This window comes from Psychrobacter sp. Pi2-52 (genome assembly GCF_904846705.1).
Lineage (GTDB): Bacteria > Pseudomonadota > Gammaproteobacteria > Pseudomonadales > Moraxellaceae > Psychrobacter.
Map to the genome: position 1 here is coordinate 19,391 of NZ_CAJHBS010000023.1, position 14,799 is coordinate 34,189.

A 14,799-nucleotide genomic window follows, 5' to 3' on the forward strand; every position below is an offset into this window, starting at 1 on the left:
CAATCTCGCCGCTTTGATATTTAACTTAAAACCTTAGATCGCTGCTGCAACCTCAGCCCCATCACGAATCGCACGTTTGGCATCTAGTTCAGCTGCTAGCTTAGCACCGCCAATTAGATGGTATTGCGCGTCTGGCGCATCACCAACGTTTGGCATCAACTCAACGACTGACTCTTGACCGGCACAGACAACGACGCTATCGACACGTAATAACTGGCTTTGACCTTGTGGGTTAGTCACCCAGATACCTTCGTTGGTGATTTTGTCATATTGCACGCCTGCGACTTGGATCACGCCGTGAGATTTGATATGTGCGCGATGTACCCAGCCTGAGGTTTTGTTCAGACCACTGCCTAGACGGCCTTTGCTACGCTGCATTAAATACACTTGGCGAATTGGTTTAATCGCTGCTGGTCTGACCAGACCACCATCACTTTGATAATCGGTATCATTGGTCACGCCCCATTCTTCGCGCCATTCGCTGATTGACTGCGGTTCAGGGCGATAGCTTGGGTCTTTTAGTCCATCAGGGCCGATCTCATCAAGTGACTGACCATGATTAGCGGTCAGATATTCACTGACATCAAATCCGATACCGCCCGCACCGATGACCGCGACTGTGTTACCCACTGCTTTTTCGCCAGACAGCAGCTCAGCATAGCTCATGACTTGTGGCAGCTCAGCACCTTCGAGCTTACCTTCTAGACTCCTCGGTACGACACCCGTTGCTACGATGACATGATGGAACTTGGCTTTTTCAAGCATCTCCTTATCGACTTTGGTATTCAGTTTAATCTCAACACCTAGATGCTCAAGCTCATTGATGTAGTAGCGAATAGTCTCAAAGAACTCTTCTTTACCAGGGATGACTTTGGCGTAGTTAAACTGCCCGCCAAGCACGTCTTTTGCTTCAAACAGAGTCACGTCATGACCACGTAAAGCGGCCACATGAGCCGCTGACATACCAGCGACACCGCCGCCAATGACGGCGACTTTTTTCGGTTTTTTGGTTTTCTTATAGACCAATTCAGTCTCATAACAAGCTTGTGGATTGACTAAGCAAGTCGAGCGTTTGTTTTCAAACGTATGGTCGAGGCAAGCTTGGTTACAAGCGATACAGGTGTTAATACGATCTGTCTGTCCGTTTTTGGCTTTATTGACCCAATGTGCATCAGCCAAGAATGGACGCGCCATCTGAATCATGTCAGCTTGACCAGTCGCGACGATTTCTTCAGCCGTTTCTGGCATATTGATACGGTTCGCTGCCATCATAGGAATGTTGATGTGCTTTTTAATTTCAGCAGTAAAATCAACAAAGGCGGCACGTGGTACGCTAGTGACGATAGTCGGCACACGCGCTTCATGCCAGCCGATACCAGTGTTCATGATAGTCACACCCGCTTCTTCTAGCGCTTTGGCCACGGTAATGACTTCATCCATGACGTTACCGTCTTTGACCAAGTCAATCACTGATAAACGGAATAGAATAATAAAGTCTTCGCCAGTCGCCTCGCGTACCGCTTTGACCACGTCGACAGCGAACTTCATACGTCCATAAATATCACCACCATAGATGTCTTTACGCTTATTCACATGGCTTGATAAAAACTGGTTGAGCAAATAGCCCTCAGAACCCATGATTTCGACGCCATCATAGCCTGCTTGCTTGGCAAGTTTGGCTGAGCGAGCGTAGTCTTTTACCGTCTGCTCGATATTTTTGATGCTCATCTTACGCGGCTTAAACGGTGAGATTGGAGATTTAATCGGGCTAGATGATACGGCAAATGGATGATAGCCATAGCGACCACTGTGCAATATCTGCATAATGATTTTGCTATCGTGCTTGTGCACAGCACGGGTTACACGCTGGTGGTTGATAACGTCAGCTTTAGTATTCATCGTTCCGCCAGCAGGCAACAACCAACCTTCGCGATTAGGCGAGATACCGCCAGTGATCATCATTGCCACGCCGCCCTTGGCACGTTCTGCAAAATACGCCGCCAGCTTGCCATAATTATAAAAACGGTCTTCAAGCCCAGTATGCATCGAGCCCATAACCAGACGGTTTTTTAGCGTAGTAAAGCCCAAATCTAGCGGCTCAAATAAATGCGGATAGTGTTCATTGGTGCTAGCGGTTTGGATCGTATTGGCACTATGGCTGGCAGACATATCATTTTCCTTATGAATAGTTTATGAGGCTACTTCTTAAAAACGGCTTTTTAGAATTGGTGGGTCTAAGGGGTTTAGCATCTTCGATATCGTAACACACCGCGATTGTTGTCAGCTATGCAGACAAGCGACTGATGAGTGAGCACTATATTAATTGCTATAACGAGCGGGACGGTGTATCAGGCGGTACTGTGGCATATGGTTAAGCAAACACCACAAAACCTAGCCAACTTTTGAGGTAGATTATATACCGTTAGCTTAATATCATTGAGAGATTAGACTAAGATATAAATCGATAAATATCGACTTATACCTATAACTTCTATGCTAGATTACTGTACTAAATAATATACTGACGTTAATGTACTGACGCATTATAGAAATACGATAAAGGACTATCATCATGACAGATTTCCATACAGGTCTTGGCAAGAACGCCGCCAACCATCAACCACTTACCCCTATTGATTTTATCATTCGCAGCGCTCAAGTTTATCCTAATAAGACTGCCATCATCTATGACGACCTAGAACACAATAACCTTACTCAGACATGGCAACAGACCTATACTCGCTGTCGTCAACTGGCTGATGGCCTGCGCAAGTTGGGTATCGATAAAAATGATACCGTAGCCGTGATGCTGCCAAACACGCCTGCGATGGTCGAATGCGCCTTTGGTGTGCCGATGTCAGGCGGTGTCCTCTGTACCCTCAACACCCGACTCGATATTAATGCGCTTACCTTTTGTTTGCAGCATTCCGAAGCAAAGGTTTTAATCTTAGATAGCGAATTTGCTGAGCATGCTGAGATTATCGATGAGACCTTCCCAAACCTCATTGTCATTCACGCGACCGATCATGCTATCGATGTCGAGCCGTTTGGACAGATGAGCTATGTAGCATTAGTTGCCAGTTCAGACAGCTTGGATAATTGGGAGATGCCGAAAGATGAATGGGATGCCATTGCGCTAAATTATACCTCTGGGACGACAGGCAAGCCTAAAGGCGTGGTCTATCATCATCGTGGTGCAACTCTCAATGCTATCTCTAATATTTTAGATTGGGACATGCCCAAGCACCCGATGTATCTGTGGACGCTGCCGCTGTTTCACTGTAACGGCTGGTGCTTTCCGTGGACCATCGCTGAACGTGCTGGGGTCAATGTATGCTTGAGAAAAATTGATGCTGATTTGATATTGCAGCTGATTGCCAAGCATCAAGTTAGCCATTATTGCTCTGCGCCAGTCGTGCACAATATGATTGCTGGCGGCAAACCAGAGTATAAAGAAGCTATCACCCATATGGTCAAAGGCTGGGTCGCTGGTGCACCGCCGTCCGAAACCATGCTGGCCGCAATGGAAGCAATGGGCTTTCATATCTCGCATGTCTACGGTCTCACTGAAGTATATGGGCCAGTGACGGTTTGTGCTGAGCAGGAAGAATGGAATGAGATTGATGTGGCTACCCGTGCCCAAAAGAAATCACGTCAAGGCGTAACGTCACACTTGATGGCAGGGTTTGAAGTATTTAAGCAAGGTACTACCGAGCCAGTCGCCGCTGACGGGGAAGAGATGGGCGAGCTGGCGCTACGTGGCAATATGGTAATGAAAGGCTATCTAAAAAGCCGCAAGGCTACCGAAGAAGCATTCGCTGATGGCTGGTTCCGCACGGGTGATTTGGGTGTTAAGTACCCTGATGGTTATATCAAAATCATGGACAGACTAAAAGATATCATCATTTCAGGCGGTGAGAACATCTCTAGTATCGAGGTAGAAAACGTCTTGTATAAACTACCTGCGATTGAGAGCTGTGCCGTCGTCGCCGCGCCACATGATAAATGGGGCGAAGTCCCCGTTGCCTTTATCGAGATTCACGCCGGTAGTACTCTGCAACGTGATACGGTGATGGAACATTGTAGTCAGCACCTAGCAGGTTTTAAAGTGCCAAAATATATTGTTTTTGCAGAAATACCTAAGACCAGTACCGGTAAAGTGCAAAAATTTGAGCTACGCCAAGCAGCAAAATCATTGGCACACGAAACGCCAAAAGTAACCGCTAGTGTGAAATAAAACGGCAACTTATTAAGTCATATCATCAATCAACACCCATTAAAAATGGTCAGCGATATATAGCTGACCTTTTTTCGAGTGCTAGCCTATTTATACTATAGTTGGTTCAATATAATTTGGAGACAAGGAAGCCAAGTGAAAGTACTACAAATAGTAGAGTAAACGAGGCTGACACCGTATCCAATTTATAGAGAACTAACTATATTAGCCAAGCTTAGGCTCAAGCCATTGATAAACTAGCATTCCTATAATCATGGCAGGAATAAACACATAGGCTTGCCATTGGCCAGTACCGAGCAATACAATTCCTGGTCCTGGACAGATACCAACCAGCCCCCAGCCGATACCGAACAACATCGCACCGATAAGCAATTTTTTATTAATGACAGTTTTGCTCGGCATATCAATTGGTGTGCCAATCCAACTGCTCTGTTGACGCTTTGCCAATCGTACACCGAAAAACGCCACTATCAGGCCACCGCCCATCACAAGAGCAAGGGAGATATCCCATGCGCCAAATACGTCCAAAAACCCTTGTACCTTTATAGGATCGGTCATACCTGACACCAGTAGTCCGAGTCCAAACAGCAGTCCTGCTAGCAATCCGATTATATTTTTTAGCATCGTCGTATCTCACTATTATTATCTTTTATTAACCATCGTATGTCGTTCGCATATGAGTCCGACCATCAGTCTTCATCTGGCAATATGCCATGAGTTCGCTATATCAAGCCTAATACATGACGACCGATATAAACGGTCACAATCCCAAACAGCATAAAGGTGACGGTCGCTGCCAATGACCGTGGAGACAGCCGTGCATTACCGCAGATGCCATGTCCACTCGTGCATCCAGAACCTAAACGCGTGCCAAAGCCGACCAGTAACCCTGCACCAATCAATAATGGCAAAGAGCTACTGATAGCTACCTCAGGTAGTGGTCTTGCCAACTGATATAGTAGTGGTGAGATGACTAAGCCCAGTATAAATAGCACCTGCCACATCTCTACACGCTTGGGTTTTAGTAAGCTTGAAAAAATACCACTGATACCTGCTATACGGCCAATACCTAGCAGTAAGATAACCGTCGCTATGCCTAGCATTAGACCTCCTACCAAGGAGATCGGCGTAAATGCTTGCCAGTCTATTTGTATGCTCATAACGGACTACCTAATTAAGTTTATTAAATGCGTGCTTAAATATTAATTTATAAAAATACATTATATTATAAAACATAATAAAAAGGTAAAAAAATACTGAACCTAGCATGACACTAATGGTTCAGTATTTTTTATAACTGTAAAGACTCTACTGTAAAGGCTTTAAAAAAGGCGGTGAAAAAACTTAATAAGCTATCATATTACTGTCTTTATCAGCCCTCTTAATTGGTATTTTTACTGACCCAGCACTTTATCAAGTGCCGTTTCAAAACGCGCTACTGTGCCATCGATATCAGTCAATTTATCCAAGCCAAACAGACCTAAACGGAAAGTCTTAAAGTTATCAGGCTCGCCCACTTTCAATGGTACGCCAGCCGCGATTTGCACTCCGATTTCAGCAAACGCACTACCTTTATGCATGTCATCACGATCAGTATAAGAGACGACAACGCCAGGTGCTTTAAAACCTTCAGCAGCGACGCTCTCAACGCCCTTGGCTTCTAATACTTCACGGATACGTTTGCCAAGTGTCCACTGCGCATCACACAATTTATCAAAACCGATTGCTTTGGCTTCATTCACGGCATCACGGAACTGACGTAAGCTGTCTGTCGGCATAGTCGCATGGTACGCATGACCGCCATTTTCGTAAGCACGCATGATGTTTAGCCATTGCTTTAGGTCGATACTAAAGCTATCAGATTCAGTACTGTCCACTTTTTTGACAGCAGCGTCGCTTAGCATGACCAAGCCAGCGCCCGGCGTACTGCTCCAGCCTTTTTGCGGTGCGCTAATCAGTACATCGATGCCCAATGCCTTCATATCTAGCCATACGCAGCCCGAAGCAATACAGTCAATGACTAACAATCCGCCGACGCTATGCACAGCTTCGCTCAACGCTTTGATATAGTCATCTGACAAGATGATACCCGATGAGGTTTCGACATGCGGGGCAAATACCACTGCTGGCTTTTCTTCTTTGATTTTGGCTACGGCAACGTCGATATCGACTGGAGCAAACGGCTTTGGCGACTCACTATCATCGCTACGATTGGCGGTGAGGACTGTAGATGATTTGGCGATTTTGCCTTTTTCTAAGATTTGCGTCCAACGATAGCTGAACCAGCCATTACGAATGATTAGGCAGTCTTCATCGTTTGCCAACTGACGAGCGACTGCTTCCATACCATAAGTACCAGAACCAGGAACGATCACCACGGCGTCCGCGTTATACACAGATTTTAGGTCACTAGATAGGTCGTTCATCACTTGCTGAAAGGCTTTTGACATATGGTTCAGCGCACGATCGGTGTAAACCACTGAATACTCTAATAAGCCGTTTGGATCGATATCTTGACGTAATGCAGGCATTGAACACTCCTAGTGTATGGTTAGATAATATGCGACATGGATTAGATAGCACTATAATCAAGTACTATTATTTGATGGTGAGGTCTTGCGCTGTCTAGAGATGCATTATTTTTAAACAAATAAAAAATAACGAACACTGATGAGGTCTACTAACGTGAAGCTAATATATTTATAGTCATATTACGAGCAAACACCAGCACATATCTTGACCTAAGCCATCCATGAGAGCTTGATATTAGCACTGATACTGAAGGTTGACAACGATACGCTCAGGCAACGATATGACTTGCGCTATCGAGCATTTATTGGTAGGTATTGGTTGATAAGTTTTGATTTAAAAGCCACGATAAAAACATCAATGCCCTCGATGAGCATCTTGTAGTCCTGACACCACGAAGTCTAGCAACTCACTATCGCCTTCACGTGCGGCTTTGCGCATCAGTTTCGATGGTGCATGGGTCAATGTTTGGGTCAAACGTCGTGACAGCTCAGTGATGATATCTTCTGGACTGACATCGTCCTGTTGCAGCTTAGCAATAGACTCATGCAGCAGCTTATCCACCTGACCTTGAGTACACGCGCGGTACTGCTGAATATCTTTACCAACTTGGCGAACCTGAAAGCGACGGTCTATCTCGACCACCAATTGACTGACTAACAGTTCAGCATCCACTGCGGCTTGGCGACGCTGCTCGATATTACCTGCAATCACATGCTGCAAATCATCGACAGAGTACAGATAAACATCATCAATGCGGCTAATAGTCGAATCGATATCGCGCGGTACGGCCAGATCTATCATAAGCATCGGCTGATAACGGCGACGTTTTAGCGCTTGTATGGTCATTGTCTTATCAATCAACAAATCCATACTGCCACTACAACTGCTAACGATATCGGCTTCCGCCAATACTTGCGGTAATTCTTGTAAGGGTCTAACGTCTACGCGGCGATTAGGGCCACGTAGCTCAGCCGCCAAGGCTTCGGCACGTTCGGAATTACGGTTACAGATAATGACTCGTCCGACCCCTAGCCCTGCGATATGTGTAGCAACTAAGCGATTCATCTCACCTGCGGCAACGACCAAAAGCGTGCGACTGGGTAAATCATCAAATATTTGTGTGACCAATTTGGCGGCGGCAAAGCTAAGCGATACAGCCTGCGCGCCAACCTGCGTCTCGTTACGCACTCGTTTGGCAGCAGCGAACACTTGATCGATGATCCAGCCGAGCTGATTACTGAGTACTTTTTGGTCTTGAGCCAGATGCACAGAGTTTTTGATTTGGCCGAGAATCTGCGGCTCGCCCAGTATCATAGAGTCCAGACCAGCAGCTACTCTTAACCAATGAGTCAGTGCATGAGTATCACGATGTACATAGAGATAAGGATCAATATCAACGAGTGGCAATTGCTTGAAGTCAGCCAGCCACGTTTTGATTTTGGTAATATGTGCACTAATCGCAGCAGATGAGATATTCATGCTACTACTAAAAGTATTGTTGGATGATGATTGGCCAGTAGCTTTGACATCTTGCACATTGGATGATTGTGAGTCAGATATTTGGCCGTTAGCATGATGCGACGTTGAAGTGTGCGGCACTAGCGCATAGATTTCGGTGCGGTTACAAGTAGAGACGATCACGCTACCATCAGTAAATGCTTCTATTTGTTTGAGTGCGACATTTACATCGTCACCCACAAGCGCCAAGCGCTCTCGCAGAGCGACTGGTGCAGTTTTGTGATTGACCCCAATGACCACTAATCTCATTATCGATAGACCATAAACATGACGCTCAGTTGCCCCTTACGCTATCTTATTATTTTTAAAAGACAGTTTTTGACGACAGCGCTAAAAAGGAAGACCCTAAAAACCGCCTATTATATCATTATTGCAGGCTTTAATTAACACTCACCCATCTATGATAACCATATCTCTGTATCTGGTCGCAAATGTAACAAATCAACTACTCATACGATTTATAAAATCAATAGCTGGGTTTTGACTTCTGGTCAATAATATAATTTTAAATCATTCGCTTACTCTATCTTAACTTGTTATATTTCTATAATATTCAGTTCGACAGACCTATCTATATTTAATTATCTTCAGTATCGTTCTTTGGTAACGTACTCGCTACTAGTAGCATATTCATACGGTCAGACATGCCACTATCTGAGTAACACGGATGCTATTGTTTATCTCATCGGTCTACTCTTATAATGTTTGTCATGGGTACATATTGCCAATATCTAACTTGAAATGATTAAAACAAACTTGCCTTATCTGTGTAGGTAAACCATGGGCGAATACGGCTATCTATGATTTTTTTTGGGTCATTACTTCGGTCACCACATCCCTATAGCGAATACTCTAGCTTCCGTGCTTTATTGCATGTCGCTATTGAGCGCCTGTGTCAACGGTATAAGCTAGCGTTGTCTCTAGCTGTGTGCCTATGTTTGGCAGCCCCTGTTCATGCTAGCCATCCCGATGTATTGCTAGAAGCAAAAATTTCTAAAGTATCCGTTGCTACCGATAATAAGGCAGCTGCCAATAAGCCAAATGGCAATAAAGTAAATGATAGTAGTGCTCCGATTGATACACCTTATAATGAAGATACGCTCACCATAGAAAACGTAAAAAACATTAATGGCCTAGCGCCAGCCAGCTTATGGCAGCCTGAGCTTAGTGAACCAAGCTTGTACGCTCTACTGGATGCCGAGTTTGCTGCTGATCGCGACGACAAACGACGTGCAGTCTCTATTTATAAGCAACAGTCTTTTAAAGAAGATGCAACAGCCGTGTTTGAGAGAGCGCTTAGCCTTTCTTTGCGTAACGAAAGGGTTGAAGACTCATTACAATTTGCCAAGACATGGCAAGACCAAAACCCTGACCACGTGCCTGCATGGTTTTATGTCGCGCATTTGGCCTTACGTGCCCACGACTACATATTAGCGGGTGAAACTTTAAACCGCATCTTGCGCTATGATCCACGCGCAGACTTAAGTGAAATTCTCATAGGTATTTACCCAAATAATGATGATGACAAACGTGAACTGCTTGCCGCGTTGCAGCCACTAGATAGCGAGCAAAATGCCTCATTGTCAGTATTAAAAGCGGGTTTACTCTATCAGTTTAACGAACCTGAAGTCGCTATTGTTCATATTAATCGAGCGCTAGAGCGTCAGCCAGACTACGTGCCTTTTATCACGTTAAAAGCGGATATATTGCGTAAAATTGTGACCGCAGAAACCGTCATCAATTATGTCAGTCAAGCTCGTCTACGCAACCCTGATAGCAAAAGCTTATATTTATATGAGATTCGCTATCTATTAGATTTAAAGCAAAGCGAACAAGCTTGGAAGTTACTACTTGAAGCGCATAGCCGTTTCAATGATGATTCTGAGATTACGCTGCTCGCAGCTTTAGTAAGCCTAGATATTGAAGAGTACGCTAGTGCCGATGAGCTACTCAATATGCTTGCTAAGAGTCCAGCTTATCTTGATCAAGCCTACTATTATCTAGGTATCAGTGCTGAGCGTCAGCAGTTGTTCGATCAAGCCAAATACTATCTCAATGGCGTCATGCAAGAGGATTTGGTATTAGAAGCACGTAGAAAGGTAGTGGCGTTTGAGTTACTCGATAATGACATCGATGGGGCAATCGCGACGTTAGAGAAGCTGCGCAAAGACTTCACAGTATTCGCGCCTGACACTTTTGTCATGCAAGCCGATATCTTATGGCAACAAAACGAGTCGGATGAAGCACTGCGCTTACTAACCCGCGCCGCTCGTAAATATCCTGATAATGAAATGCTACTCTTTGCACGGGCTCAGCTGTTAGATGATAAAGAAGACTATGTCGTTAAGCGTACTTTGCTGAATCACTTGCAGGCATTAGATCCTAGCAATTTATCCTATCAATTGAGCTATGCACAATTGTTATTAGCAAATGAGCGCAGCTCAGAGCAAGGCTTGGAACTGGCCACAGCTATTATCCAAATTCGTTATGATGACCCACGTTATGATAACGACCTACATCTGCAAGCCCTAAATGTATTGGCAGGCAATGCATTGGCCAAAGAGAACTATCAGCAGGTTATCGACTATCTACAGACACCTTATGATGTGCTACCAACTCTGCGCTCAGGCACGCTGTTATTGCGCGCCTATCAAGGCTTAGGTAACAATGACAAAGTTGAGGCATTACTCGCAGATTTGCAGCAGCGCTTCTCATTTGGACAGCACAATATCAATGACCGCATACAGCTGTATTAATAGCGCTGATTTTGGATATGCTTTTTGGGTTTTGCGATTACAGAGATATGATAATTGATAAGGTTTTTATAAAACCGAAGCATTTATAAATTACAAGGTCGTTATAAGAAGCTAACAGCCGTGCATAACCGAGCAACAAATAACGCTTAAGCTAATATCTTTGTTCATCTTTCCATTTTGAGAAACTATTATGTCAGCATTAATCACTTCTTATAAACCAAATAAATTGGCTCTGTTTACTGCTATGACTGCAGCAATGGTCATTACCTCTGGTTGTCAGTCATTAAAAACAGCCAACGCGACCAACCAACCGACAACGACGGTACAAGGTCAAAACGCTGAGCAACCAAAAAAGCTAGAGAGCTTTAATATCACCGGTAAAATTGGGGTGACGACGCCTGCGAATGATTCGACAGGTACTCAAGGTGGTAGTGCATTTTATGCATGGGGTCAGCAAAACGACCGATTTGCCATTGAGCTGATTGGCGCACTTGGTATTGGTAAAACCAACATTGAATACAATGGTCAGACCGCTACTCTAGTTAGCGAAAAGACAGGTACCTTGACCGCTGACGATCCTGAAACCTTGCTAAAGAAAGCCACTGGTTGGCAAGCACCAATTTCACAAATGCCTTATTGGATTTCTGGTCGCCCAGCACCTTCAGATAGTGCGCCACAAATGGATGAGCAGAATCGTTTAGTTAGCTCAGTCAATGGTGAGTGGACAGCCAGCTTTACTTATAAAGGTACGGATAAGCTACCTAGTAAAATTAGCGCAGTACAACCACAAGGCAACAAAGTTGTAATGACGATTAATCATTAATCCATCATTGATTAATGATATGAACTACGCTAAAAATCATTATTGCTAATTAAAATAGCTGTTTATAACTGCACCTTATGATAAAAAAATATGACTGAAAATATAGCTTCATCATTCGCTTCTAAAATTACTCGTTTATCACCTGCAAAACTCAATTTGTTTTTGCACATCACGGGTAAACGTGCCGACGGCTATCATAATTTGCAAACGGTATTTCGCCTGCTTGACTGGGGCGATTACTTGCATTTTTCGGTCAGCAACGATGCTGTTATTTCTACTATAGCTAGTGAATTAAGTGCTAATCAATTCTGTCATCAGCTACTGATACTAGATGGTGCAGAGGCTATCACTACCAGTATAGAAGACAATTTAATTTTCAAAGCGGCACGCGCATTGCTAGCATCTGCCATACAGTCAAACACTTTACCTGAGCAATTAGCAAAAGTGCATATCACTTTAGATAAGCATTTGCCAATGGGCGCAGGGTTGGGTGGTGGCTCATCTAATGCAGCAACGACTATGCTGGTGCTCAATGAGATTTGGCAGCTTAATTTTATCTGTGATGAGCTTATAAAGATTGGCGCAACTGTAGGTGCGGATGTACCTATATTTATCTTTGGCCAAGACGCTATTGCCATGGGTATTGGTGAAGAACTGACTACGATTGAGTTGCCTAACCAGCAGTATTTAGTACTGACGCCTAACGCTCATGTAAATACTGCTAAACTATTTGCACATCCCAAACTGCAGCGAGATATCGCTCCCCTATCGGTTGCAACTATCCAAACCCAATACGCTAATTATGTACAAACGCTCACTACGCCTTATCATAATGTCTTTACCCCAGTGGTCACAAGCCTTGCTCCTGCTGTTGCAGATGCCTTAAGTTATCTACAGGGGTTAAAAGCGCAAGCATTGAGCACAGCACGAATGACTGGCTCTGGTAGTGCCGTGTTTTTGCCTTTAGATGCGAGTATGGCTACTAATAAAAAACTTATGGCGAAGTGGATTGCAGATGCGCCTTGTACGGCATATATCGCTGGAAACTTAAAATAGCACATACAACCTTTAGATTTCTTATCATCTAAACAATGACAACGGTAGGATTGCCTATTTTAATTTGCTAAAATAGCGCCAGCAGTAACCTATGATGAATAAATACCAGAAAAAGCCGCAAATGACTTGCAAAATCTGAAAATTTACTTATAATAGGTCGCCACAATAGGGGTATAGCCAAGTTGGTAAGGCATCAGGTTTTGATCCTGACATCCGTTGGTTCGAGTCCAGCTACCCCTGCCATTTTTTAGTACGAAGCGTTAGAGATACATCGAGTATAAGCGGTTTATAGACAGCCACTTATCTTATTGTCATTGACAACGTTATCCCAGTTTCGGTATAGTTCGCAATGGACACCGCTAGGGAAAAGTTATGTTTTAAACGGTTTATCCGTTTTTTAGATAACTGACAGGTCATGACACTATATTGAGAACGACTACTTAGTCGCTATTATATATCAGTTGTTCATAGCCTAGACATTACAGGGGTATAGCCAAGTTGGTAAGGCATCAGGTTTTGATCCTGACATCCGTTGGTTCGAGTCCAGCTACCCCTGCCATTTTTACTGTAATAGTAGTCATCAACCCTTTTCACTATTCTTTTCTTAATTTGAGCAGTTTGTCACTGCTTAGCGGTCGCTGCTTGAGTCAATCAATAGGACTTCTGTCATGCCTTATTTGGCGATTTTTACGGGTAATGCCCACCCAGAATTAGCAAAAACCGTAGCCGATCATCTTCACATACCTCTTGGTAAAGCTGACATCACGCGTTTTTCTGATGGCGAAATTGCCGTGGAAATCAAAGAACACGTACGTGGTAAAGATGTGTTTATCATGCAGCCTACTTGTGCACCGACCAACGACAACTTGATGGAAATCATGATGATGGCTGACGCTTTGCGTCGCTCTAGTGCTGGCCGTATCACAGCTGTCATGCCGTATTTTGGTTATGCTCGTCAGGATCGTCGTCCACGCTCAGCTCGTGTACCTATCTCGGCTAAAGTGGTCGCTGACATGCTGAACATCGTCAGTATCGATCGCGTAATGACTGTTGATTTGCACTCAGATCAGATTCAGGGTTTCTTTGATATCCCTGTAGACAACATCTACGGCACACCTGTATTGCTAAACGACCTACAAAAGCAAGACTATGACAATATCATGGTTGTTTCACCTGACGTAGGCGGCGTGGTTCGTGCACGTGCGATGGCTAAGCAGTTAGGCGATACCGACATGGCAATTATTGATAAGCGCCGTGCTCGTGCCAATGAGTCACAAGTAATGCATATCATTGGTGATGTTCGTGACCGTGATTGCGTTATCGTTGATGATATGGTCGATACTGCAGGTACATTGTGTAAAGCAGCCGAAGCATTGAAAGAAAATGGTGCTCGTCGCGTTTTAGCTTACATCACGCATCCTGTCCTATCAGGTAACGCACTGAAAAACATCAGCGAATCTGCATTAGATGAAGTGGTTGTGACCGATACGATTCCACTATCTGCTGAAGCCAAAGCCTGTAGCAAAATCCGTCAGGTAAGTATTGCACCAATGCTGGCTGAAAGCTTACGCCGTATCAATAACGAAGAGTCTATTAGCGCGATGTTTGACGCTTAACCTGATACAGTTATTTTTAAAACAGCTATTGCGGTAATTTTTAGTAGCAATGACTGTAGTAAGACATCTTAAATAGTTAAAAAACAGAGCGTCAAGTAACATTACTTGGCGCTTTGTTTTGTGTAGGCGTTTTGCGTAGGTCTTTATTATTGCTACAGAATCACGTATAATGCGCGCCTGTGCTGACCTTTTCGTTGTTTTTATTAGGCTAGCACTATCAAAAGTGCTGATCATGCTTAACAGCAACCATCGTTATGGTAA

General features: G+C 44.1%; 10 protein-coding genes and 2 tRNA genes. 7 read left to right on the forward strand and 5 right to left on the reverse strand.

Annotated features, from left to right (window positions below; all coding sequences use genetic code 11):
* Positions 1 to 33: 33 nt before the first annotated feature.
* Positions 34 to 2,169 (reverse strand): NADPH-dependent 2,4-dienoyl-CoA reductase, encoded by a 2,136-nt coding sequence (locus JMY00_RS11445; RefSeq protein ID WP_201580238.1) that lies wholly within the window; start codon positions 2,167 to 2,169, stop codon positions 34 to 36.
* Positions 2,170 to 2,572: 403 nt separating this feature from the next.
* Between JMY00_RS11445 and JMY00_RS11450 the strand changes: the two genes are divergently transcribed.
* Positions 2,573 to 4,237 (forward strand): AMP-binding protein, encoded by a 1,665-nt coding sequence (locus tag JMY00_RS11450; protein ID WP_201580239.1) that lies wholly within the window; start codon positions 2,573 to 2,575, stop codon positions 4,235 to 4,237.
* A 204-nt stretch (positions 4,238 to 4,441) separates the two neighbouring features.
* Here the strand turns inward: JMY00_RS11450 and JMY00_RS11455 are convergent, their stop codons facing one another.
* The 4 genes from JMY00_RS11455 to hemA all read right to left on the reverse strand — a co-directional run bounded on the left by JMY00_RS11455 (position 4,442) and on the right by hemA (position 8,536).
* Positions 4,442 to 4,861, reverse strand: coding sequence for a DUF6691 family protein (locus JMY00_RS11455; RefSeq protein WP_102078611.1), 420 nt, complete (start codon positions 4,859 to 4,861; stop codon positions 4,442 to 4,444).
* A 98-nt stretch (positions 4,862 to 4,959) separates the two neighbouring features.
* Positions 4,960 to 5,397, reverse strand: coding sequence for a YeeE/YedE family protein (locus JMY00_RS11460; RefSeq protein ID WP_201580240.1), 438 nt, complete (start codon positions 5,395 to 5,397; stop codon positions 4,960 to 4,962).
* A gap of 234 nt (positions 5,398 to 5,631) precedes the next feature.
* Positions 5,632 to 6,768: an aminotransferase class V-fold PLP-dependent enzyme gene (locus JMY00_RS11465; protein ID WP_201580241.1), complete on the reverse strand. Its 1,137-nt coding sequence runs from the start codon at positions 6,766 to 6,768 to the stop codon at positions 5,632 to 5,634.
* A 355-nt stretch (positions 6,769 to 7,123) separates the two neighbouring features.
* Positions 7,124 to 8,536, reverse strand: coding sequence for a glutamyl-tRNA reductase (gene hemA / locus JMY00_RS11470; protein ID WP_201580242.1), 1,413 nt, complete (start codon positions 8,534 to 8,536; stop codon positions 7,124 to 7,126).
* Positions 8,537 to 9,225: 689 nt separating this feature from the next.
* Between hemA and JMY00_RS11475 the strand changes: the two genes are divergently transcribed.
* From JMY00_RS11475 to JMY00_RS11500, 6 genes are all read left to right on the forward strand, one after another.
* Positions 9,226 to 11,043, forward strand: a complete 1,818-nt coding sequence (locus JMY00_RS11475) for a tetratricopeptide repeat protein (protein ID WP_240990739.1) — start codon at positions 9,226 to 9,228, stop codon at positions 11,041 to 11,043.
* A gap of 190 nt (positions 11,044 to 11,233) precedes the next feature.
* Positions 11,234 to 11,866 (forward strand): lipoprotein insertase outer membrane protein LolB, encoded by a 633-nt coding sequence (lolB, locus tag JMY00_RS11480; protein ID WP_201580244.1) that lies wholly within the window; start codon positions 11,234 to 11,236, stop codon positions 11,864 to 11,866.
* 90 nt (positions 11,867 to 11,956) lie between these two features.
* Positions 11,957 to 12,922, forward strand: a complete 966-nt coding sequence (ispE, locus tag JMY00_RS11485; protein ID WP_201580245.1) for a 4-(cytidine 5'-diphospho)-2-C-methyl-D-erythritol kinase — start codon at positions 11,957 to 11,959, stop codon at positions 12,920 to 12,922.
* A gap of 167 nt (positions 12,923 to 13,089) precedes the next feature.
* Positions 13,090 to 13,165: transfer RNA gene (locus JMY00_RS11490), tRNA-Gln, on the forward strand.
* Positions 13,166 to 13,405: 240 nt separating this feature from the next.
* Positions 13,406 to 13,481 (forward strand) — tRNA-Gln (locus JMY00_RS11495).
* A 109-nt stretch (positions 13,482 to 13,590) separates the two neighbouring features.
* Positions 13,591 to 14,538: a ribose-phosphate pyrophosphokinase gene (locus JMY00_RS11500; protein WP_057758042.1), complete on the forward strand. Its 948-nt coding sequence runs from the start codon at positions 13,591 to 13,593 to the stop codon at positions 14,536 to 14,538.
* Positions 14,539 to 14,799: the final 261 nt, after the last annotated feature.